At 67.1% G+C, this 21,912-nt stretch carries 21 protein-coding genes and 2 pseudogenes; 7 read left to right on the top strand and 16 right to left on the bottom strand.

Annotation, left to right across the window (positions count from 1 at the left end; genetic code table 11):
* Positions 1 to 15 precede the first annotated feature (15 nt).
* The 3 genes from ACVN9Z_RS02035 to ACVN9Z_RS02025 all read left to right on the top strand — a co-directional run bounded on the left by ACVN9Z_RS02035 (position 16) and on the right by ACVN9Z_RS02025 (position 2,225).
* On the top strand, positions 16 to 903 hold the full coding sequence (locus ACVN9Z_RS02035) for a LysR family transcriptional regulator (RefSeq protein WP_024070255.1): 888 nt from the start codon (positions 16 to 18) through the stop codon (positions 901 to 903).
* 144 nt (positions 904 to 1,047) lie between these two features.
* The gene (locus ACVN9Z_RS02030) at positions 1,048 to 1,200 is read left to right on the top strand and encodes a hypothetical protein (protein ID WP_024070254.1); all 153 of its coding nucleotides are present in this window, start codon (positions 1,048 to 1,050) and stop codon (positions 1,198 to 1,200) included.
* A 215-nt stretch (positions 1,201 to 1,415) separates the two neighbouring features.
* Positions 1,416 to 2,225, top strand: coding sequence for an SDR family oxidoreductase (locus tag ACVN9Z_RS02025; protein ID WP_020926565.1), 810 nt, complete (start codon positions 1,416 to 1,418; stop codon positions 2,223 to 2,225).
* Between the two features lie 16 nt (positions 2,226 to 2,241).
* Here ACVN9Z_RS02025 and ACVN9Z_RS02020 read toward each other — a convergent pair whose 3' ends face one another.
* Together ACVN9Z_RS02020 and ACVN9Z_RS02015 are read right to left on the bottom strand one after the other, a co-directional pair.
* Positions 2,242 to 3,012, bottom strand: coding sequence for a sulfite exporter TauE/SafE family protein (locus ACVN9Z_RS02020; RefSeq protein ID WP_054442863.1), 771 nt, complete (start codon positions 3,010 to 3,012; stop codon positions 2,242 to 2,244).
* Complete coding sequence (locus tag ACVN9Z_RS02015) at positions 3,009 to 3,419, bottom strand: sel1 repeat family protein (protein WP_458213035.1); 411 nt, start codon at positions 3,417 to 3,419, stop codon at positions 3,009 to 3,011. The genes ACVN9Z_RS02020 and ACVN9Z_RS02015 overlap by 4 nt, the downstream gene beginning before the upstream one ends.
* Before the next feature lie 124 nt (positions 3,420 to 3,543).
* Here ACVN9Z_RS02015 and ACVN9Z_RS02010 point away from each other — a divergent pair, with 124 nt between their 5' ends.
* Complete coding sequence (locus ACVN9Z_RS02010; protein ID WP_006387427.1) at positions 3,544 to 4,434, top strand: LysR substrate-binding domain-containing protein; 891 nt, start codon at positions 3,544 to 3,546, stop codon at positions 4,432 to 4,434.
* Between the two features lie 10 nt (positions 4,435 to 4,444).
* Here the strand turns inward: ACVN9Z_RS02010 and ACVN9Z_RS02005 are convergent, their stop codons facing one another.
* The gene (locus ACVN9Z_RS02005; RefSeq protein WP_223203233.1) at positions 4,445 to 5,854 is read right to left on the bottom strand and encodes an MATE family efflux transporter; all 1,410 of its coding nucleotides are present in this window, start codon (positions 5,852 to 5,854) and stop codon (positions 4,445 to 4,447) included.
* A 175-nt stretch (positions 5,855 to 6,029) separates the two neighbouring features.
* Between ACVN9Z_RS02005 and ACVN9Z_RS02000 the strand changes: the two genes are divergently transcribed.
* Complete coding sequence (locus ACVN9Z_RS02000; protein ID WP_024070249.1) at positions 6,030 to 6,500, top strand: MarR family winged helix-turn-helix transcriptional regulator; 471 nt, start codon at positions 6,030 to 6,032, stop codon at positions 6,498 to 6,500.
* A gap of 22 nt (positions 6,501 to 6,522) precedes the next feature.
* Here the strand turns inward: ACVN9Z_RS02000 and ACVN9Z_RS01995 are convergent, their stop codons facing one another.
* The 4 genes from ACVN9Z_RS01995 to ACVN9Z_RS01980 all read right to left on the bottom strand — a co-directional run bounded on the left by ACVN9Z_RS01995 (position 6,523) and on the right by ACVN9Z_RS01980 (position 10,008).
* Complete coding sequence (locus ACVN9Z_RS01995; protein ID WP_006387430.1) at positions 6,523 to 7,224, bottom strand: B3/B4 domain-containing protein; 702 nt, start codon at positions 7,222 to 7,224, stop codon at positions 6,523 to 6,525.
* Between the two features lie 3 nt (positions 7,225 to 7,227).
* On the bottom strand, positions 7,228 to 8,115 hold the full coding sequence (locus ACVN9Z_RS01990; protein WP_458213034.1) for a DMT family transporter: 888 nt from the start codon (positions 8,113 to 8,115) through the stop codon (positions 7,228 to 7,230).
* 96 nt (positions 8,116 to 8,211) lie between these two features.
* Complete coding sequence (locus tag ACVN9Z_RS01985; protein ID WP_458213033.1) at positions 8,212 to 9,006, bottom strand: AraC family transcriptional regulator; 795 nt, start codon at positions 9,004 to 9,006, stop codon at positions 8,212 to 8,214.
* 39 nt (positions 9,007 to 9,045) lie between these two features.
* On the bottom strand, positions 9,046 to 10,008 hold the full coding sequence (locus tag ACVN9Z_RS01980; RefSeq protein WP_006387434.1) for a LysR substrate-binding domain-containing protein: 963 nt from the start codon (positions 10,006 to 10,008) through the stop codon (positions 9,046 to 9,048).
* 106 nt (positions 10,009 to 10,114) lie between these two features.
* On the opposite strand from ACVN9Z_RS01980, the gene ACVN9Z_RS01975 reads away from it, so the two are divergent.
* Positions 10,115 to 12,409: an NADP-dependent malic enzyme gene (locus tag ACVN9Z_RS01975; RefSeq protein ID WP_024070246.1), complete on the top strand. Its 2,295-nt coding sequence runs from the start codon at positions 10,115 to 10,117 to the stop codon at positions 12,407 to 12,409.
* 104 nt (positions 12,410 to 12,513) lie between these two features.
* Here ACVN9Z_RS01975 and ACVN9Z_RS01970 read toward each other — a convergent pair whose 3' ends face one another.
* The 9 genes and pseudogenes from ACVN9Z_RS01970 to ACVN9Z_RS01930 all read right to left on the bottom strand — a co-directional run bounded on the left by ACVN9Z_RS01970 (position 12,514) and on the right by ACVN9Z_RS01930 (position 19,638).
* A complete protein-coding gene (locus ACVN9Z_RS01970; protein WP_006387436.1) occupies positions 12,514 to 12,891 on the bottom strand; it encodes a hypothetical protein in 378 nt (125 codons plus the stop codon).
* 419 nt (positions 12,892 to 13,310) lie between these two features.
* Positions 13,311 to 14,522 (bottom strand): DUF5677 domain-containing protein, encoded by a 1,212-nt coding sequence (locus ACVN9Z_RS01965; RefSeq protein ID WP_458213032.1) that lies wholly within the window; start codon positions 14,520 to 14,522, stop codon positions 13,311 to 13,313.
* 116 nt (positions 14,523 to 14,638) lie between these two features.
* Complete coding sequence (locus ACVN9Z_RS01960; RefSeq protein ID WP_458213031.1) at positions 14,639 to 14,863, bottom strand: DUF2274 domain-containing protein; 225 nt, start codon at positions 14,861 to 14,863, stop codon at positions 14,639 to 14,641.
* A pseudogene (locus ACVN9Z_RS01955) lies at positions 14,860 to 15,219 on the bottom strand (TrbI/VirB10 family protein); the annotation flags it as partial. The pseudogene ACVN9Z_RS01955 and the gene ACVN9Z_RS01960, both read right to left, overlap by 4 nt.
* Positions 15,220 to 15,275: 56 nt before the next feature.
* Positions 15,276 to 16,405, bottom strand: a protein-coding gene (locus ACVN9Z_RS01950; RefSeq protein WP_458213030.1) for an IS3 family transposase whose coding sequence is annotated in 2 segments (ribosomal slippage) — positions 15,276 to 16,159 and positions 16,159 to 16,405 — 1,131 coding nt in all. Because the reading frame shifts where the segments join, the coding sequence is not laid out codon by codon here.
* 66 nt (positions 16,406 to 16,471) lie between these two features.
* Positions 16,472 to 17,401, bottom strand: a pseudogene (locus ACVN9Z_RS01945) (PDDEXK nuclease domain-containing protein); the annotation flags it as partial.
* Positions 17,398 to 18,597: a tyrosine-type recombinase/integrase gene (locus ACVN9Z_RS01940; protein ID WP_458213029.1), complete on the bottom strand. Its 1,200-nt coding sequence runs from the start codon at positions 18,595 to 18,597 to the stop codon at positions 17,398 to 17,400. The gene ACVN9Z_RS01940 and the pseudogene ACVN9Z_RS01945, both read right to left, overlap by 4 nt.
* Positions 18,598 to 18,834: 237 nt before the next feature.
* The gene (locus tag ACVN9Z_RS01935; RefSeq protein WP_458213028.1) at positions 18,835 to 19,194 is read right to left on the bottom strand and encodes a DUF4148 domain-containing protein; all 360 of its coding nucleotides are present in this window, start codon (positions 19,192 to 19,194) and stop codon (positions 18,835 to 18,837) included.
* Positions 19,195 to 19,422: 228 nt separating this feature from the next.
* Positions 19,423 to 19,638, bottom strand: coding sequence for a SlyX family protein (locus ACVN9Z_RS01930; protein ID WP_006387438.1), 216 nt, complete (start codon positions 19,636 to 19,638; stop codon positions 19,423 to 19,425).
* A 163-nt stretch (positions 19,639 to 19,801) separates the two neighbouring features.
* Between ACVN9Z_RS01930 and ACVN9Z_RS01925 the strand changes: the two genes are divergently transcribed.
* Positions 19,802 to 21,856, top strand: coding sequence for a TonB-dependent receptor domain-containing protein (locus tag ACVN9Z_RS01925; protein WP_458213499.1), 2,055 nt, complete (start codon positions 19,802 to 19,804; stop codon positions 21,854 to 21,856).
* The last annotated feature ends 56 nt before the right edge of the window (positions 21,857 to 21,912 follow it).

The following is a 21,912-nucleotide window of genomic DNA, read 5'->3' as shown; positions in this document are numbered from 1 at the left end:
TACTGATTTCGCCCCATGGACACCCTCCCGACTTCCCCCGGCGCCGTGCTGGACCTGACACTGCTGCGCACCTTTCTCGAGGTCGTGGACCACGGCGGTTTCGCGCTGGCGGCGGACGCGCTGGCGCTGACGCCATCGGCGGTCAGCGGCCACATCAAGCGCCTTGAATCGGCCGCCGGGGCCGTCCTGCTGGCACGCACCACGCGCAGTTTCGAACTGACCGCCGCCGGTGAAACGCTGTACGCCTACGCGCGCAACATCGTCGAGCTCGAGCGCGAGGCCCGCGCCCGGCTGAGCGGCGCGGGCCTGAAGGGCCGCTTGCGCATCGGTTCCTCGGAAGACTTCGCCGGCGCCTGGCTCGCCGAGGTATTGCAGGCATTCCATCGCGCGCATCCGGGGGCGTCCATCGAGCTGAAGGTGGGCGTGACGGCGGATCTGCTGCGCCAGCAGGCGCGCGGCAAGCTCGACGTGGTCTTCGGCAAGCAGTGCTCGCGCGTGCGCGACGAGGGCGAACTGCTGTGGGAAGAGGAACTGGTGTGGGCCTGGGGCGAAGACAAGGCCTGGCTTCCCGGCGAACGCGTGCCGCTGGCGGTGTTCCCCGAACCCTGCGTCTACCGCGAAGCCGCGATCGCGGCGCTGGGCAAGGCGCGGCGGGCGTGGTCGCCGGCATTCGAAAGCGGCAGCATGGCCGGTTGCCTGGCGGCCGCGCAGGCCGGTTTCGCGGTGGCCCCGGTGGCGCGCAGCCAGCTGCGGCCCGGGCTGCGGGCGCTGTCGCGCGAAGAAGGCATGCCGGCGCTGCCGAATGCGCGCTTCTATGCCTTCGCGCGTTCGGCCGAGCCGGTGGCGCGGGCGCTGGTGGCGGCGGTGCGGCAGACCGGCCAGCGGCGCCGCTTCGCCGGCTGAGCCACGGCCTTGCGTTCCCTCAATCGCCCTGATTGAGTAAACCAAATGGACGCGCGCCATCGCGCCCAGCAATATGAGCCCCATGTCTTATATAAGACCGGCGCAACTGCCGCCGGTCTGGGCATTTGACTCAAAGGAATCATCATGGCGAATCTTCTGCTTGCATTGGTCACCGCTGAACTCTCCCTTTTCGGCGTCGATGCCGCCGCTCCCGCCGTCGTGCCGGCGGCCGATGCCGCGCCGGCCGACAGCGCGCCGAGCTTTGACAGCGAACACTACCGCAGCGCGCTGGGCTGATATCCGGGCCCGGCCGCCGGGGACGGGGCGCCGCGACGGCCCCTTCCGGCAAACCCGTAGAAATAGGCAGGTTTCACGCAAGAACGAGCCTGTTCTGCCCGACGCGCGATTCCTACACTTCCTCTCACGCTTGGGGGCGATGTATTCCGCGTGAATCCGTGGCCGCCAGCGGGCCGCCGGCGTGTTGCCGGCCGCCGCAAGCAGAGGGAGATCGCATGAGCACCGAAAAAATCTGGTTTGTGACGGGCGCCTCCGGCGGCCTGGGCCTGGCGCTGGTCCGGATGCTGCTCGACCAGGGCCACAAGGTCGCGGCCACGTCGCGCGACGTCGATGCGCTGATGGACGCGGTGGGCGCCAAGCTTGAAGGCCGCTTCCTGCCGCTGGAAGTGAACCTGGCCGACGAGGGCAATGTGCGCCGCGCGGTGGACACCACCGTGGCAGCGTTCGGCCGCATCGACGTGGTGGTCAACAACGCCGGCCATGGCCTGGCCGGCGCGCTGGAAACCCTGTCGGACGCCGAGCTGCGCGACAGCTTCGACATCAATGTCTTCGGCGTGCTGAACGTGGTGCGCGCGGTGATGCCGCGGCTGCGGGCGCAGCGCGGCGGCCATGTGTTCAACATCTCGTCGATCCTGGGGTTCGATGGCGGCAGCGCGGGCTGGGGCGCCTACAGCGCCGCCAAGTTCGCCGTCAGCGGATTGAGCGAAACGCTGGCCCTGGAAGCCGCGCCGCACGGCGTGCGCGTGTCGCTGGTCTACCCCGGCGCGATGCGGGCGCGGGCGGAGGGGGCGCATCCCGAGGCCGGCGCCGGCCTGGGGCATCCCGCCGCCGGCGACCCGTCCAAGGCGGCACGCGCCTTGATCCAGGCGGCGCAGGCGCAGTACGCCCCGCTGCATCTGTTCCTGGGGCGCGACGCCTTCGACCAGGCGCGCGGCAAGATCCAGTCGGTGCAGCAGGAGCTGGCGCGCTGGCGCGAGATGTCCGTGTCGATCGGCTTCGTCGACGAACGGCGCCTGGCCGCCTGACGCCCGGCCAGGGCGCCTACCCGGCCAGGCCCTGCGCCACCTGGTAGGCGCCCAGCAGCGCCAGGCTGACCATGAAGCACTGCTTGAAGGCGCGCGCCGACAGACGGCCGCGCAACCACTGGCCCAGGGCCATGCCGGCCAGGGCCGGCAACAGCATCAATACCGAGGCGCCCGCGGCGCCTGGCGTATAGCTGCCGTTCAGCCACAGGCCCGCCGCCAGGGCGACGGTGGACACCGTGAACGAGATGCCCATCGCCTGGATCAGGCCGTCCTTGTCCAGGTGCAACGCTTGCAGGTAGGGCACGGCGGGAATCACGAACACGCCGGTAGCCGCGGTGATGAGGCCGGTGATCGCGCCCACCACGGCGCCCAGCGCGCCCTCGTGCCGCGCAGGCACCGCGGGCGGCGTGCCGAACAGCCCCCAGGCCGCATACGCCACCAGGGCGACGCCCAGGCACACGCTGGCCCAATGGCCGGCGGGGGCGCCGAACCATGCGGCGCCGGCCAGGGTGCCGGCGCAGACGCCCGCCTGCAGGGTGGCGATGCGGCGAAATAGCCGCATCAACGTCGGCCACGGCCGCGCCTGCCACAGGTTGGTGATGAGCGACGGCACGATCAGCAGCGCGGCGGCCTGCGCGGGCGCCATGATCAGCGCCAGCATGGCCATGGAAATGGTCGGCAGGCCCAGGCCGACCACGCCCTTGACCACGCCGGCCAGCACGAATACCGCGGCGGTCGCGGCCAGCAACGCGGGCGTGCCCGCGCCCAGCAGGTCGTTGGCGCTCATGCGGCCTCGCAGTGCGCGGTCAGCGCGTCGCGCGGCCGGCCGAACAGGGCGTAGGCGACGTCGTCGCCCGCGCCCTGGCCGGCTGCGCGCAGCAGCCATTGGCGGCCTTCGCAGAGGTCGGCGGGCTGCCCGGCGCCGTACAGGGCCGGACCGCCGATCAATGCAATGCCGAGCATGCGCTGGGCCGGTGAGTGGCCTTCGCGCGCCGCCGCCCGCAACCAGGCCAGCATGGCGGGGTAGTCGCCCTGGGTCTGGGCCTCCAGCGCCAGCGCATACTTCTGCACCGGCGTGGCATAGGCCGACAGGGCATCGTTGGCTTCGGCCCGGCCTGAGGAGTGCAGCGCCAGCGCCGCGAGTAGCGCCGCGCACCAGGCGCTGGCCGCGCGGCCGGTGATGGCATGTGTCATTGGAAAACCCCGTTTTCGATGATGGATGGCGCCATTCTGCGCCCGTGGCGCGGCGTCTCCCTATCGGGATCTGGCGTAGGCAGCCTATGGAAGCGCCTGAGCCTGGCGTGCTACGCTTTTTGCCATGCGCTTCGACCTTACCGATCTGCGGCTCTTCCTCAATGTGCAGGAAACCGGTTCCATCACGGCCGGCGCGCGGCGTTCGCACATGACGCTGGCGTCGGCCAGCGAGCGTATCCGCGGCATGGAGGAAACGCTGGGCGTGCCGCTGCTGCTGCGCGAGCACCGCGGCGTGCAGGCCACGCCGGCGGGGCGCACGCTGGCGCATCACGCGCGCCTGGTGCTGGCGCAGATGGACCGGATGCGCGGCGAGCTGGATCATTACGGGCAGGGGCTCAAGGGCCATGTGCGGGTGCTGTGCAACACCACCGCCCTCAGCGAATATCTGCCGGCCGTGCTGGGCGACTTCCTCAAGGATCACCCGCGCGTGTCGGTGGATCTGCAAGAGCGCCTCAGCTACGAAATCGCCGACGCCCTGCGCGCCGGCACCTGCGACATCGGCGTGCTGGCCGATTCGACCGACCTGCAGGGTCTGCAGGTTGCGCGTTTTCGCCATGATCCGCTGGCGCTGGTGGTGCCGCCGGACCATCGCCTGGCGGGCCGCGAGACGGCGCTGCTGGCCGACGTCGCGGACGAGGAATTCGTCGGCCTGGTCGAGGGTAGCGCCTTGCAGGAACACATCGCCCACCATGCGCGCCGCGGCGGCAAGGTACTGTCGTACCGGGTGCGCCTGCGCAGCTTCGATGCGGTCTGCCGCCTGGTGGGCCAGGGCGTGGGCATCGCCATCATGCCGCGCGTCGCCGCCGTGCGCCATGGTCGCGCGGCGGGCGTGCGTCGCCTCGCGCTGGCGGACGACTGGGCCAGGCGCGACCTGGTGCTGTGCGTGCGCGGCGAACTGCCGGCCTACGCCCAGCAACTGGTCGCCTACGCGCTGCGCGACGCGCCGCGGTCGTAGCCTGCGCGGCTCAGCGTTGGGACAGCACGCCAGGCCGGCGCAGATGGCCGCGTTCGAACCACGACCCCGATGCCACGGCGGCCAGGATCACCAGCCCGTACACCGCCATGGCCAGCGCCGCGACCGCGAAGAACCCCGCGAGCGACCCTGTCAGGCGCAGCACCGCGCCGCCCAGGCCGATTGCGATGGCCAGGCGCAGCACGCCGGCCCACAGCGGCCACTTCAAGCGTCCCGCGCCCTGCGAGGCGAAATACATCGAGAAGCCCAGCGCGAAGAAGCCGTAGACCGGACCCACGATACGCAGGTACGCGGCGCCCGCGGCCAGCATGTGGTCCTGCGCGCCGAACAGGCGCAGCCACGCTTCCGGAAAGAGCGCCGCCGCCAGGCCGATGACCTCGGCCAGCGCGAACGCCATGGCGCCGCCGGTCAGCGCGATGCGCAGCGCCCGTTCCGGCTGGCCGGCGCCGATGTTGGCGCCGACCATCGCCACCATCGGCGCGCCCAGGCCGAACGCCAGCGGAATCATCAGGTATTCCAGCCGCACCGCGATGCCGTAGCCGGCCACCGCCGCGGTGCCGGCGTAGGCGCCCACCAGCGCCACCGTCAATGCCACCAGGCCGTTGGTGAGCAAGGGGTTGAGCGTGGCCAGCGCGCCCACCCGCAGAATGCTGCGCATCAGGCTCAGGTGCAGGCGGCTGCGCGTCAGCCGCGCGGCATTGCGGCCGCTCAGGCAATAGCCGCCCAGCACCAGGGTGCCCGCCGCGTAGTACGTGACCAATGCCCAGCCGCCTCCCGCCACCCCCAGCGCCGGAAACGGTCCCCAGCCGAAGATCAGGCAGGGCGACAGCGGTACCAGCAGCGCCGCGCCGCCGCAGATCACCGCGCCCGGCACCAGCATGTTGCCGGTGCCGCGGATGACGCTGGCAAAGGCGTTCATCAGCCACATCAGCACGATGCCGCCAAAGATGACGTTGGAGTAGGCCAGCGCCGCGTCCAGCGTCGCGCCTTCGGCGCCCAGGGCGCGGTACAACTGCGGCCCGAACGCCAGCAGCAGCGCGCAGAATGCGATGCCGAGCGCGGCGTTCAGGACGACCGCGTGCAGCACCAGCTGGTCGGCCTCCCGTTGCCGTCCCGCGCCCAGGGTACGGGCGACGGCCGCCGAAATGCCGCCGCCCATCGCGCCCTGGGACATGTTCTGCATCAGCATCAGTACCGGCACCACCAGCGCCACGCCGGCCAGCACCGGCGTTCCCAGGCGCGCCAGGAACCAGGTTTCGATCAGGCCGGTGGCGGACTGCGCCAGCATCATCAGGATATTGGGCCAGGCCAGCCGGGCCAGCGTGGGCGCGATCGGCGCGTGCAGCATCGCCTGCAGGCGCGCGTTGGCGGGGCGAGGCGTGGCGGCGGAGGTGGCGGACATGATCTGGCGGCCGGAGGGAAGGGTGCGTAAAATTTACGTGCATATGCCAATATGTGTCAACATCGGGCTGGACTGGGACGGCGCGCGGCAGTAGCGTTATGGACTTGCCGCGCCCGGCTCGTCCGGTGAACCTGCCCACTGGCGCGCGCCTTTCCTTTTGCCGTCCGTATCCGCCATGTCCGACGCCGATTCCTCCGCCATTCCCCAGGACCCGCTGGTCTGCAACGGTGCCGCCCTGCGCAAGGCCACCCGGCGCGTTTCGCAGCTGTACGACACGGTGCTGGCGCCCTGCGGCCTGAAGGTATCCCAGCATTCGATCCTGGTTCATATCGCGCGCGCCGGCACGCCCTCGATGACCGATCTGGCGCGCGCCATGGTGCTGGACCGCTCGGCGTTGGCGCACAATCTCAAGCCGCTGCAGCGCGACGGCTACGTGCGCATGGCGCGCGACGAGCGCGACGGACGCAGCCGGCGCGTGGCATTGACCGATGCCGGGCGCGACAAACTGGCCGAGTCCAAGCGCCTGTGGAAAGACGCGCAGCGCCGCTTCGAAGCCGCCTATGGCGCGGAGCGCGCCGCCGCCTTGCGGCAATCCCTTGCCGACATCTTTTCCGACGATTTCGCGTTGGCCTTCAGCCGCGGTTGACGCGGCGCCGGCGCGGGCCGGTTCATTCCCGCCGCACCTCGAATTCCGGCGCGCGCGCATCCAGCACCGCATGGCGCAACGGCGCCTGCCACACCTCGGCCAGCGCCGCGCGCAGTTCTCCGGTCAGCCGCGCGATGTCGCGCGCCGCGCCGTCATGCAGGGCCTCGGCCACGATCAGCACCTCGCGCGTGTCGTCATGCACCGCGGACAGGCCGCTCTGGCGATTGGTCCAGCGGCGGGCGTGCGCGCGGCCTTCGGGATCGGCATAGGTCACTTCGCCCGGTTCCGGATGCTCGGTGTCGCCGCCGAACGTGAGATACCGCTCGGTGCCGTCGGCGTAGCGCACCTCCAGCGCCGATCCCAGGCGCTGCGCATCCAGCACCGCGACCGGGATGGCGTAGGCCATGGAGACCGCGTTGCACAGTTCGATCAGCGGATGCAGCGGCGGCATCGAGCCTTCCTTGCGCAGGCGGCGCAGCAGCGCTTCCGACGCGCAGCGGTACTGGGTGGGCTTGATGCCCATGCTGGCAAAGGCGCGGCGCCAGGCCTGGATTTCCGGCAGGTCGGATTCGCTGGCGCCTGCCAGCCGCTGGCGAGCGCGCTCCAGGAACGGCGCGGCCCGGTCGCCGACCCCGGCGTGCCGATGAATGCCGCGCACGTGCAGGGCGCCGGCGGACAGTTGGGGATAATCGCGCCAGATGGCGCTCGCGTGGCGGAACAGCATGGATTACCTCGCAACGGTGGCCGGTTTGCGGGTCCGGCCCAGGATGAGTACGGCGCCCAGCACGCAGGCCATGCCCGCGAGCTGGAGCGCCGACATGGATTCGTCCAGCAGCAGCGCCGCCAGCAGGACGGCCGATACCGGCGCGATGGCGGTGAACAGGGCGGCTTCCGACCCTGCGACACGCTCGGCGCCGGCGTACCACAGCACGAAGCCGGCCACGGTCGGCACCAGCGCGTAATAGGCTACCGCCAGCAGGGCCTCGCCGGAAAGCGCCAGCGTCCACGGCGCTTCCGCCAGGCTGGCCGGCAGGCACACGGCCAGGCCGATGGCGCACATCAAGGTCGACAGCGCCAGTGGCGGCACCGGCGCGCGCAACCGCTTCTGCAGCAGGATGAAAAGGCCCTCGCACAGCACCGCGCCCAACACCAGCGCATTGCCGATCCACGAACCGGCGCCAGATGCCGCATCGCCGTGCGTCATCAACCAGACGCCCGCCGCCGCCGTGGCGATGGCCAGCAGCGTGGCCTTGCCCGGCCGCTCGCCCAGCACCGCGATGGCGACGGCGGCCGACACCAGCGGCAGGGTGCCCAGGATGACGCCGCCGTCCACCGCCGAGGTGCGCCGCAGGCCGGCGATCAGCAGGGTGGTGTAACCGACGCTGCCGGCGACGGCCTGCGCCGCCAGCAGCAGCCAGTCGCGCCGGTCCAGGCGCGGCAGGCGCGCGCCGGCCAGCCAGCCCAGCAGCGCGAAACACGGCAGCGCCAGCGCAAAGCGCATGGCGGTGGCGGTGAAAGGCGGCAGCCCGGCGGCGATGACCTTGCTGGCAACGACGGTGCTGCCCACCAGCGCCATGGCGGCGGCCAGGCAGGCATACCCTTGGGTTCGGTTCATGGAGAGGGCCGGAGTCGGGACAAGGCCGCAGCGTAGGCGCGGCCGGCGCTTGCGGTCTTGAACGAAATTGCAGCGTGGTCGCGCTTGCCAAGGCCCTCAGTGCGCAGCGGCCAAGGCGTAGCGTCCGGGCGACAGGCCATAGGCGCGCGAGAACAGCCGCGTCATGTGGCTCTGGTCGGAGAAGCCGGCGGCCGCGGCGGTGTCGGCCAGCGCCATCCCCTGGCGCAGCAGGTGGCGCGCCAGCAGCAGGCGGCGCTGCACCTGGTAGGCGTGCGGCGTCATGCCGGTGGCGCGGTGGAAGGCGCGCAGTACCTGGAAGCGGCTCAGGCCGCAGGCCCGGGCCAGGTCGGCCAGCGACAGCGCGGCGGCGGGCGCGTCATCGATCAGACCTAGCGCGTGGCGGATGGCCGCGGGAGCGCCGGGCCGGGGCGCGCGGGCGCCCTGGCGGCCGGCGCGCGCCAGTACCCGCAGCAGCAGCGTGTCGCAGGCCAGCGGCTCGGCGGCGGCGGTGACCTGCGCATACAGCGCCAGCAGGTCCGCCGCCAGCGCCGGCGCGTCCAGCACCAGATGCTCGAATTCGAAGCCGGCCCCGGCCGGCAGGCCGTCCACCGCCTCGGCCACCACCGCCGGATCCAGGTACAGCATCTGCCAGGCGCGTTCGCCGCCGATGGGCGCGCCGTCGTGCACCTCGCCGGGATTCACGGTGATCACCTGGCCCGGGCCGGCCTCGACCTGGCCGCGGCCGCTGTGCGAGGCCTGGCCTCCCAGCCGCAACACGCCGATGCCGAACTGCTCGTGTGTATGCCGCGCAAACGTCCGGGCGCTGCGCGCGGCCACCGCCTGCACGCCGGCCAGGGCGCTGCGCTGCATGACGAATTGGTTGGCGTGCATGGCGGATTCCGTTGTGTGCCGGTATCTTGGCGGGCCGGCTCAGGCCCGTCCGTTGCGGCTGAAGACCTCGCGCAAGGCCGCCGCGAACAGGGCGTCGACATTGCGGCGCAAGCCGTCGGCGCGGGTGAACAGCGAAATCGGCGGCAAGGTCCAGTCGAAAGAATACGGCACGATCGCCGCGCCGGCGATACGCACCAGTTCATCGGCGATGTCGGCCGGCAGGATCGACACGGCGCGGTCGCTGGCGACGATCATTTCGCCGATCAGCTTGGACGAATCGCTTTGCACCGACGGCGTGGGCGGCGCCAGGCCGGCGCGCAGGAAGATGTCGGCCACCTGTTCACGGATCGGGCTGTCCGGCGTGCCCAGGATCCAGTCCAGGTCGGCCAGCATGTTCCATTCCAGCCGCGTGCGTCCCAGCCGCGCGGCCAGGCGCCGGCTGGCGATCAGGCGCGGCGGCTGGTGGTACAGCACTTCGAAGTCGATCTGCCCCAGGTCCACCGACGGAGTCGCCCAGCCCACCACCACGTCCAGGGTGTGGTCGCGCAACTGGCGCAGCAAGGCCGGGCCTTGGCCTTCGTGGATGGTGGCGGTGATGCCGCGTCCTTGCGGCATGGTGCGGGCGATGGCGGCCGACAGCAATTGCCCCGACACGAACGGGATCACCCCGATGTGCAGGTGCGCGGCATGGCCGGCGGCCACGGCTTCCATTTCCTGCACCAGGTGCCCCAGGTCGTGCACCAGCGCGCGGGCGCGCGCCAGCACCACCGCGCCCAGCGGCGTGGGCGTCATGCCGCGCACCGAGCGTTCGAACAGCGGCACGTCGAACATGCTTTCCAGTTCGGCCAGTGCATTGGTCACCGCCGGCTGGCTGGTGGCCATGTGCTCGGCCACCCGGGTGAGCGAGCCGTGCTGCTCGATTTGTAACAGCAGCATGAGGTGGCGCATCTTCAGCCGCGAGGTCAGTTTCCGGATAACCTCGTCCGGGGAAAACGGCGTCATAGACAAGCCATAAGAAAAAAGTGATGTGACAATATTAAATCTGAATGATCACCTTATGCCCGCCGACCTAGAATTTTCCCTGTTCAAGACTAGGAGGCGCCGCCCCATGAATTCGCAATCCGACCGCCAGGCCGCTCTGGATTACCACGAGTTTCCCACCCCGGGAAAGATCTCCGTCGTGGCCTCCAAGCCGCTCGTCAACCAGCGTGACCTGGCCCTGGCGTACTCGCCCGGGGTGGCGGCGGCCTGCGAGGAAATCGTGGCGGACCCGGCCAATGTGTTCCGCTACACAGGCCGCGGCAACCTGGTGGGCGTGATCTCCAACGGCACCGCGGTGCTGGGCCTGGGCAATATCGGCGCGCTGGCCTCCAAGCCGGTGATGGAAGGCAAGGCGGTGCTGTTCAAGAAGTTCGCCGGGCTGGACGTGTTCGACATCGAGATCAACGAGACCGACCCGGACAAGCTGGTCGAGATCATCGCCGGCCTGGAAGCCACCTTCGGCGGCATCAATCTGGAAGACATCAAGGCGCCGGAATGCTTCACCGTCGAGCGCAAGCTGCGCGAGCGCATGAAGATCCCCGTCTTCCACGACGACCAGCACGGCACCGCCATCACCGTTTCCGCCGCCTTCATCAACGGCCTGAAGGTGGTGGGCAAGGACATCGACAAGGTCAAGGTGGTGACGTCGGGCGCCGGCGCGGCCGCGCTGGCCTGCCTGGACCTGATGGTGGACCTGGGGCTGCCGCTGGAAAACATCTGGGTCACCGACATCGAAGGCGTGGTCTACGAAGGCCGCACCGTGCTGATGGACCCGGACAAGGCGCGCTTCACCCAGAAGACCGACGCCCGCAAGCTGGCCGAGGTGATCGAGGGCGCGGACGTGTTCCTGGGCCTGTCGGCCGGCGGCGTGCTCAAGCCCGAGATGGTTGCCAAGATGGGCCCGCGCCCGCTGATCCTGGCGCTGGCCAACCCGACGCCGGAAATCCTGCCGGAAGTGGCGCACGGCGTGCGTGACGACGTGGTGATGGCGACGGGCCGTTCGGACTACCCGAACCAGGTCAACAACGTGCTGTGCTTCCCGTACATCTTCCGCGGCGCGCTGGATGTGGGCGCCACGACGATCACGCGTGAAATGGAAAAGGCGGCGGTGTACGCCATCGCCGAGCTGGCCGAGGAGGAGCAGAACGAGGTGGTGGCCGCGGCTTACGGCACCTACGACATTTCGTTCGGTCCCGAGTACCTGATTCCCAAGCCGTTCGATCCGCGCCTGATCGTGCGCATCGCGCCGGCGGTGGCCAAGGCCGCCATGGAAGGCGGCGTGGCCACGCGTCCGCTGGCCGACCTGGAAGCCTACGAAGAGCAGTTGCAGCAGTTCGTGTACCACTCCGGCGCCTTCATGAAGCCGCTGTTCTCGGCCGCCAAGCGCATCGTGCGGGGCGGCGGCAAATCGCGCATCGTCTTCACCGAAGGCGAAGACGAGCGCGTGCTGCGCGCCGTGCAGGTCATCGTCGACGAAGGGCTGGCGCGCCCGATCCTGGTGGGCCGTCCCGCCGTGCTGCTGTCGCGCATCGAGAAATTCGGCCTGCGCCTGCGGCTGGGCGAGGACGTGGAAGTCACCAACCCCGAATACGACGAACGCTTCCACCAGTACTGGACCACGTATTGGGAACTGATGTGCCGCCGCGGCATCACCAAGGAGATGGCGCGCGTGGAAATGCGCCGCCGCCTGACGCTGATCGGCGCGATGATGGTGCACCTGGGCGATGCCGACGGCATGGTCTGCGGCACGGTCGGCGCCTATCACGATCACCTGCGCTTCGTCGACGAGGTGATCGGCCGCCGTCCGGGCGCCAACGTCTACGCCGCCATGAACATCCTGCTGCTCAACGAGCGCACGGTGGTGCTGGTGGACACGCACGTCAACGACGAACCCACGGCCGAGCAGATCGCCGAGTTCACCATCGCCGCGGCCAAGGAAATGCAGCGCATGTTCCTGGCGCCGAAGGTGGCGCTGCTGTCGCGCTCGAACTTCGGTTCGGGCAGCTCGGCCTCGGGCGCCAAGATGCGCCGCGCGCTGGAACTGGTGCGCCAAGCCGAGCCCGAACTGGAGATCGACGGCGAAATGCACGGCGACTGCGCGCTGGATGAAGCGCTGCGCCTGCGGATCCTGCCGTCCTCCACGCTCAAGGGCGAGGCCAACCTGCTGGTGTGCCCGAACGTGGACGCCGGCAACATCGCCTACAACCTGCTCAAGACGGCCGCGGGCGGCAACGTGGCGGTCGGCCCGATCCTGCTGGGCGCGAATGCGCCGGTGCACATCCTGACTTCCAGTTCGACCGTGCGCCGCATCATCAACATGACGGCCATGACGGTGCTGGACGCCAACCGCGTCGAAGGCTGACGCGGCTGCCGGCCCGCGCCACGGGCGCGGCCGGATGGCAAAACGCCCGCTTCATCCTGGGATGTCGCGGGCGTTCTCTTTGGCCGATGCAAGGGCCGCGATGCTCAGTTCGAGCTGGCCTTCCAGGTGCCGTCCGGTTGCTTGCAGAACCAGAACTTCCAGGTTTCGGTGGTGCTGGTGCGGGCGAAATCCCCTTCCAGCAGGCGGCAGGTGCGGTCGCCCGACAGCTTGCTGGTCTGCAGCGGGGTGATCTTGGCCGTGATCGGCGCGGCCTTGCGCTTGGGCGTGCTCGACCAGTTGACGCTCTGGCCATCGGCGGCATTGTTCAACGCATCCGCGACGGCCTGGTGGAAGGCGGGCTTGTCGGCCTTGGAAATCTGGGTGATGAGGGCATTGTTCAGCATGACGGCGGGCGCCGCCAGGGCCGGGCCGGCAGTGACGCCGGCGGCGAGCGCGAAAGCGATGAGACGGATGGTTTTCATTGCGGACTCCCTCATTGTTGTCACGGCTGCGCGGACAGCCTTTTGATGGTCAGGTCCGATGGTACGCGAAGCGCCCGTTTCTTGTCTCGATCCGCCGCGGCCGCATGCTCGCCGGCTTGTGCGGGCGCAAAAAATGGTCGGTGTCAAGACTTTCGTGGAAATCACGCTAGGCTTGAAACCACATACAGGGCAATAGGTTAGCTCTGTTTCATGTCGCTTGCAGCGGATGCGGCGTTGTGGGCTGGGAGCCACATGAGAGCCTGTGGAAAGCAAGCCGGGGCGTGCTGAGGCGGTGCAGACATTTGCTGCGAAGGGGCCTACCTCAGCAAGCCTAGCCCACCTATGCGCATGCTGTCATCAGACGTTAAACCAAGTTCCTCACTAGCCCCTACCACAAAGGGGCATGGTCGCCTTGGTTATTAGCCGTGCTTAAAATGTAGTGTTCTAGTGTGTGGGTCAGCTTTGAACGCAAAATCGTTTCCGTCCATGAAGCTCATTTGGTCGTTAGTTACGTGCTCGCCATTCAGCATGAACGTCCAGTAGTAGAGATCGTAAAGATCGAGATATGTTCCCGCTTCCGACTCGGTACTTTGCAGCACAATCGCCCCTGTTTTAGCATCTCGGTAACGTACCTCTACTGTGTCCTCCTGTACCAGAGTGGCTTCAATGGTCATAGTCTCAGTGGAGAGCAATAATTTCGTCTCGCCAACCTTCATGCCGTCAGAAGCTGCGGCCTTTGTCTTAGCCTCCAAGGTTTCCATGGCCTCTATGGCTTCCCGGTTTTCGCGCTCAATTATTTCATCAGCCCTTGCTTTGTAATCTCGAAATAAGGAATGAACCTCATCACGTGTCTTCACGAGGAATGTGGATGCAAGTGACAAACATATTGATGTATAACCCTCCTCTACAGGCGTTGGCAACCCTCTGCCGCGCTCCTCACCAATGCGAAAGAAAGACATCGGCAACGCATGGACGTGAGATGAAAGGAGAACGTACAACCACCTAAATTGGGCCTTCTCAATTCCAGCCTTCTCAGCTATATCCTCAAGCGGAAAAAGATAAGCTGATTGCCCGTGCAACGCAGTTTTCTTCTTTTTCTCTGGCAGGGCATCAAAGAATGGGTTTGCCCTGATTCGCTCACGTATTTCGTCGGCCGCCTGTGACAACTTTTCTACTTCTTCATTGTTTTCAATTGCTGTGAACATGCGGATGCGAGAGGTGCAGTCGTGGAGATTAAATATATTCCAACGGCACTCCCATTCTTTTTCTTCACATTCCTCAGTACACAAGTAGTAGAACGCGATTCGAAGCTCCAGCATCGTTCGAGTAATTCCAGCAGCAGAAGCGTAATCCCAATGCTCGATTTTTTTATCCACCCAAGGAGTGAAGGGCATGATCTGAGCAAGAGTCACCCCCTTGGTCACAAGTGCCGTGAACAAGACCGACGAATAGTAGTGCTTGGCACTTGGGGATGCTATACCACTATAGCTCCGTGACACGTACATGCACTCTCGAACAACATTGTCTAGCATATCGACAACGCGCATATAGTCATCGCTTGGCTTACCCCCCAAGGAGGAGAAGTCAACCATCTCATCGTGTGTGAGCGCTTCTGGCGTTTCGTCTGTCATTTAAACTGTTACCTGCATTAAAAATACCCTCTGGCACTATTGGTCTCGCAATATGCGTCCATGCGGTTAACGGCACCTGTATTTCAGGTGTTTCACTATACTAAACATCAACTGCTTCAGGTCTTGGTGCTTGTTCTCTTAAATCCCCGATCCCCGGCCATGAACGCCTCCAGCATGTGCGGGATCAGCGTCATGGCATCGACTGCCTCGCCATACGCCTGCGCGTGCAGCGCGGCGTAGCGGTCGAGGTCGGCTTTTACGCTGGCCGGGCAAGCGAAGGTCAGCTTCGTGGATTCGGTTTTCGGCAGCGGCCCGAGCCGGAGCTTCTTGGTCGTGCTCATCGCGAAGTCCCCCGATTGAAGAACAGCGGCTGGTATGGCCGCAGCACCAGATCGCGGTTGACGATGATCCGCACCGGCAGGCCCGGCCGCTCGGTCAGCGTCGGTTGGATGTTCATGTTGCGCCGATTGATCTCCTGGCCGACCTGATTGATGCTGTCTTGGGCGCTGTCACGCCCGGCGATGACGATGCGGTTGCCGTCCTGGCGGTTCTCCGGCGCGGCCAGCTCGGCACCCACGCCCAGCAGCGTCGTCAGCACCGCGCCCGCGACGATGCGCTTCCAGTGCCAATCCACGTCGTCTTCCAGGCCGGCGTAGCCGGCCGGGTCGGTGCCCACGAGGTTGTCGAGCGTCAGCTGACCTGCCCCCAGAACCCGTACCAGTCGATTTGAGGAATCCGCTGGGTTGAAGGAGATTACTCCTGGGTCTGCAGCGGTGCCGGGACGGCACCGCCGGTTGTTTGACGATGCTGTGCCGCGAACTTCGCTGGCGGTATCCGCCCGCAACTGCTGTGGGGCCGCACTTCGTTGTAGTCGGTGCGCCAGCGCGCGATCTCAACGCGCGCCTGCTTCAGGCTCTGGAACCAGTGCTCGTTGAGGCACTCATCGCGGAACTTTCCATTGAAGCTCTCGATGTACGCGTTCTGCGTGGGCTTGCCCGGTTGGTTGAGGATGTGGCGCACGCCCTTGGCCTGCGCCCAGGCCATGAAGGCACGGCTGGTGAACTCCGGTCCTTGGTCCGTTCGCACGGCCTGTGGATAGCCCCGGAATCTCGCCATCTGGTCCAGCACGCGCACGACGTACTCGCCGCCGATGCCGTGATCGACGGCGATGTCCACGCACTCGTGGCTGAAGTCGTCGGTGACGGTCAGGCACTTGATGCGCCGACCGCTGGCCAGGCTGTCGCTGACGAAGTCCATGCTCCAGACTTCGTTGACGCTCTGGCATTTGTGCAGCGGCACGCGTTCGAGCTTCAGGCGCTGCTTGCCGCGGCGTTTGCGCACCGCCAGGTCGGCCAGCTTGTAGAGCCGGTACACGCGCTTGTCGTTGATCTTGGTGCCCGCAGCGCGCAGCAGGTCGCCGATGCGCCGGTAGCCGAAGCGCCGCCGATCGTGTGCCAACTCGACGATGCGCTGGCTCGTCGCCTGGTCATGCTGCGCACGCTGGGGCGGGTGTCGCCAACTGTCGCGCGACAGGCCCACCAAGGCGCAGGCGCGCCGTTCACTGATAGAAGTCGCGTTCAACATCTCGCCCACCGCGCGTCGCTTCGCCGGTGGGCTCAGCGCTTTACGCCGAAGGCCACCTTCAGCGCCTCGTTGTCCAGCACCGCCTCGGCCAGCAGCTTCTTGAGTCGGTTGTTCTCGGCTTCGACCTCGCGCAGCCGTTTGGCGTCGCTGGCCTCCATGCCGCCGAACTTGGCCCGCCACTTGTAGAAGGTCGCTGAGCTGAAGCCCTCTCGGCGGCACAGGTCCGCCACGCTCATGCCGGCGTCGGCCTGCCTGATGAACCCGAAGACTTGCTCGTCTGTGAATCTGCTCTTGCGCATCGCGCTTCCTCTCGGTTGCGCGGATTCTTCTCTATTGCCGTGGTACGGGGCTCGGGTTGCAGGTCAGTTGCAGTACATATGCATCTGCCCCACATCGGCATGCGTCAGGCTGCCCAGCTTCAGGTCGATGATGACTAGGCAGCGCAGCTTCCGATGAAAGAACAGCAGATCGACCCGATACCAGGTCTGGTCGATACGCAAGCGCCGCTGGCGCCCGACAAAGGTAAAGCCTTCCCCCAGTTCCAGCAGGAAGTCTTCCAAGCGCTGGATCAATGCCGCTTCCAGGTCGGATTCCGAATACTCGTCCTTGAGGTCGAGGAACTCCAGCACATACGGGTCTTTGATCGCATCATTGGGCGTGACGGCATCTTCGGGCTTGGTCACCGAACCCTTGACCAGCATCGCCGCCTTGTCCTTGGACAAGGCGGTGCGCTCGTAGAACTGGCTGCCAATCTGCCGGTCAAGCTGGCGCACGCTCCAACCGCCACGCAGTGCCTCGGTCTCGTAGAACTGGCGAGCATGGTCATCCTTGACCGACAGCAGCCGGACATAGGCCGACCACGGCAAGGTGAAGACCTGGGCCAGTTCGGAGAGGTCGAATTTCCGAGACACCGTCTCGGAATTCTCGATGGGCAGTCCGTCTCCAGATTTCCGAGACAGTGTCTCGGAAATTGCTTCAAGGGGGTAGGCGGCGAAGAAGCGCCGCATGTTCTCCAGGTTGTCCGGGCTGAACCCGCGCCCGAATCGTGCAGTCAGGTCGGCGGACAGCCGCGCCATCAACTGCTCGCCGTAACCGGCCCGCCGCCTGCCTTTCTGCTCGGCCTCCACGATTCGGCGGCCAATCTTCCAATAGCTGGCCGTCATCAGCGCATTGACACTGCGCGCCGCTGCCTGGCGCGCCGCATCCAGCAGCTCCACGATGCCGCCGTGGATGCCGGCATAGCCAGCCGGTAAGGCCGCAGGTTTCCGCGTTGCCGCAGGCGTCTTCCTTGTCATGCTGTCACCTCCATAGAACGGGATGCCCCGGTAATCGCCAGCCGCCGATTTGCCACCAGTTCGGCCGCATCCCGCACCGGCTTGTCCTCGGTATGAACATCGTGCATAAACATCGCCACGGCCTTGTGACCTGTGAGCTTCATGCCCACCTTGGTCGGCACGCCCGAGTTGGCAATGTCGGTGGTCGCTCGGTGGCGGATGCCGTGGGTACCAACGTGTGGCACGCCAGCGGCCTTGAGCACGCGCGTCCAGCCGCCGTAGTGTTCGCCGTGAGTCATGTGCCGGGCCGGGTCGTTGGGTGACGGCAGGACGTAGGGGCAGCCCTCCCGGCGCGGCGCAGTGGACAGCAGCCGATAGGCTTCCTCGCTCATGGGCTTGGAGATACCGCCAGTCTTGCTGTCGGGCCAGACGACGCGGCGGTTTTCCAGATCAACCCAGCCCCATTCCAGTGGGCAGATTTCGGAGCGGCGGGCGGCAAACTCGAATTGCAGGCGGATCGCCAGTGGGATGACGTAGTTTTCCAGTCCTTCTGCCTCCAGGTGTTCCAGTTGGCGGAAGATTCGCACCAGTTCATCGTCCACGATGAGCCGGGTTTCCTTGCCGGGCGGGTACATCGGAACGTGGCGGCACGGGTTCGTGCCGTCGGGGCGCAGCCCCCACACTTCGGCCAGGTTGAACATCTTGCGCAGCACGCCGAAAGTGCGGTTGGCCTCGGCCTGCTTGTAGGCCAGCTTTTTCATCAGCGCGGCCACGTCGGGACGCTTCACGTCCTGCACCTTCATCCGGCCCATGATCGGGATGATGCAGCGGTCAATCACGCCCTGATAGCCACGCTGCGTGCTGGGCTTGTTGCGCTGCTTGGAGTAGTCCTCCATGAAGGTGTGGCAGAACTCCTTCATGGTCGGTGCCCTGCGGGCTGCGTTCTTGGCAGCGCTAGGGTCGCCGCCCTTGCGTACCTCGGCCAGCCACTCCTGCGCCATCGTGCGCGCCTGATCGACCGTCAGTTCCCCGTACTGGCCCAATGCGGGCTTGCGGCGCTCGCCGGCGTTCGTGCGGTACTGGAGCATGAACACCTTGCGGCCCGCCGGGGTGATCTTGCACAGGAAGCCAGGCACTACGGTATCCCGTAGTTCGACGGCCTTGTCTTGGGGTTGTGCCGCATCGACTGCGGACTTGGTGAGCTTGATCTTCGCCATGATGACTCCTCGGAAAGCCCGGTTTCCAAGAGCCGCATGGGAGCCACGCGAGGGGAAGCCGGGTCAAGTTTCGGAAAGCACCGGCATATCTTGAACTCGCCTAAGTGATTGATAAACCTGCTGTATCGAGCCTTGGCGTAGTCCAGCGAAATGCGATGCTGGAGTCATCGTGAAAAAAAAAGCCGCCCGGCAAGGGCGGCCAAGGTACAACAAGGGGAGGGGTAAATCGTCGGCCGATCAGTTGGCGCGATGGTAGGCGCCCGAGAACGGCAGGTCGTTCGGTTCGACGTTCGAGACCAGGCCGGCCGCCTTGGCGTTGGCCAGTTCGGCTTCGACCTGGGCGCGCGTCACGCCAGACTGGGGCGCGCCGTACACGCCCTGGAAGGGCACGTCGTTGGGTTCGACGTTCGAAACCTGGCCGGCGGCCTTGGCAGCGGCCAGTTCGGCCTGCACCTGGGCGCGGGTCGGGCCTTCATAAGGGGTGCCGTAGACGCCCTGGAAGGGCACGTTGTTCGGTTCGATGTTCTGCGAGGCGTAGGCGCCGGCGCTCAGGGCGGCCAGGGACATCAGCAGGGCGGAAGCAAGGGTCTTTTTCATGGTGAATCTCCGATTTCAGAAGCCTGGGAGCGAATCCGGCGGCCTATCCGTCGTGGTTCGTTGTTGTTTCCCGATGGCTCCATAGTGCGCGCAAACGGCCTACGGATAAACCCTGATATCGGTAAAAGATTTTTCCACCAATGGAAAGAAATGGCGATTATTGGTAGTTAGTCGCCATTTATGGCGACGATAGCTGTCGCCATATTGCCAGCGCGAGAGACGCCCAGCTCAGTAATGGGGCGGCAGTTCGTCGCGCAGGCTGCGGAACGGCGCCGCGCCTTCGGGCGCCTGTTGGCGCAGCTCGGCCACCTCGCGTTGCAGGCGGTCGATCTGTTGCTGCTGGCGCACGATGATCTGGTTCAACTGTTCCAGCAGGTCGTCGGCGAAACTGGCCTTGACTTCCAGGTCCAGCAGCCGGCGTTCGATGTCTTGCGGATTTTCCATGGCGCTATTAGAACCCATTCGCCGCGGCGTCCGGGCCGTATCGACATCCGCGCAATCCTGTGCGAGGCTCGGGGGCATGGTCACTCAGCGGGGAACTCGATTGGCGCAGCAACGACGCCGGCGCGGCGCCCTGGCCCGCCCCTTTCTGCAGGGCCTGCTGGGCATGGCGCCGGCGGTGGCGGCGCTGGCCCAATCGCAGGCGCCGCAGCAGCTGGCCCCGGTGGCGGTGACCGGCACCCGGATCGGCGCGCCGCCCTGGGAAACCCCGGCCTCGGTCGACATCGTGGAAGGCGCGGCGATGCGTCGCGGCCAGCCCGGGATCAACCTGTCCGAAGGCCTGGCCGGCGTGCCGGGCCTGCAGGTCCAGAACCGCCAGAACTACGCGCAGGACCTGCAGCTATCCAGCCGCGGCTTCGGCGCGCGTTCCACGTTCGGCGTGCGCGGGGTGCGGCTGTACGTGGATGGCATCCCGGCGACCATGCCCGATGGACAGGGCCAGACCTCGAACATCGACATCGGCTCGCTCGACCGGGTGGAGGTGTTGCGCGGGCCGTTCTCGGCGCTGTACGGCAATTCCTCGGGGGGCGTGATCCTGGCCTATACCGAAGACGGCGCGGTGCCCGCCGCAATCGGGGTGTCGGGCTGGGCCGGCAGCGACGGGACCTGGCGCTACGGCGCCAAGGCCTCCGGCGCCTCGGGCGACATCGACTACGTGCTCGCCCTGTCGCGCATGACCACCGACGGCTACCGCGACCACAGCGCCGCGCGCAAGAACCTGGGCAACGCCAAGCTGGGTGTACAGCTGGACGACGCGAGCCGCTTGACGATCGTGGCCAACAGCGTCGACCTGACGGCGCAGGATCCGCTCGGCCTGACCTACGCGCAATTCCAGGACGCGCCGCGCAGCGCCGCGCTGGCCACGCAATACGACACCCGCAAGACCGTGCGCCAGACCCAGGGCGGGCTGGTCTACGAGCGCCACGTCGACGGCGCCAACACCCTGCGCCTGATGCTGTACTACGGCCAGCGCGACACCACGCAATTCCAGGCCATCCCGCCCGCCGCGCAGGCGGCGCCGACCCAGGCGGGCGGCGTGATCGACCTGCGCCGCCGCTATGGCGGCGCCGACCTGCGCTGGACCGCGGAACTGGGGCCGGCGGAACGGCCTTTGACGCTGGTCGGCGGCTTCTCGTACGACACACTGCGCGAACAACGCAAGGGCTACCAGAACTACACCGGCGACGGCGCCGACCGCCAGCTCGGGGTGCAAGGCGCGCTGCGGCGCGACGAAACCAACACCGTCTACAACGCCGATCCCTACCTGCAGGCATCGTGGCGCATGGCGCCGCGCTGGACCCTGGATGCGGGCCTGCGCTACAGCACGGTGGCGTTCCGCTCGCGCGACCACTACATCGCGCCGGGCAACGGCGACGACAGCGGCGATGCCCGCTACCGCCGCGCATTGCCGGTGGCCGCGCTACGCTACCAGCCCGAGGCGCGCACCAGCCTGTACGTGTCCTATGGCCGCGGCTTCGAAACCCCCACGTTCAATGAGTTGTCGTACCGGCCCGGCGGCCTGCCGGGGCTGAACTTCGCGCTGGCGCCCGCGCTCGGCAACAGTGCCGAAGCGGGCCTGAAGACCGACCTTGCCGGCGGGCAACTGACCGCCGCGGTGTTCCGCGTGTCGACGCACGACGAGATCGTGTCGGCGGGCAGCGCGGGCGGTCGCGCCACCTTCCGCAACGCCGGGCGCACGCGCCGCGATGGCGTCGAGTTGGGCTGGTCGGCGGCCTTTGCCCGCCATGGGCGCGCGCAACTGGCCTACACCTGGCTGGATGCGCGCTATCGCGACGATGGCGCCGGCGGCATCCGCGCCGGCAACCGCATTCCGGGCATCGCGCGTCAATCGGCCTACGCCGCGCTGGGCTGGGCGCCACCACAGGGTTGGCAGGCGGGCATCGAGGCTCGCTACCTGAGCCGCCTGTATGCCGATGACGCCAACGACGCGGCCGCGCCGGGCTATGTGGTGGCCGCGCTGTCGGCGGGCTATGTCAAGCGCCTGGGAGACTGGGATCTGAGCGCCTACGCCCGCGTCGACAACCTGTTCGACCGGCGTTATGCCGGATCCGTCATCGTCAACGAAAGCAATGGCCGCTACTACGAGCCGGCGCCCGGGCGCAGCGTGGGCGCGGGGTTGGGCGCGACGTATCGCTACTGACCGGCCCGCCGTGGCTGGAGCTGGAGCGAGACGCGGCGGCGGGGCTTGATATTCGA

The sequence above is a fragment of the Achromobacter sp. KK8 genome (genome assembly GCF_054188005.1).
The sequence above is the reverse complement of the archived record's forward strand: the minus strand, read 5'-3'. Positions and strand labels throughout refer to the sequence as shown.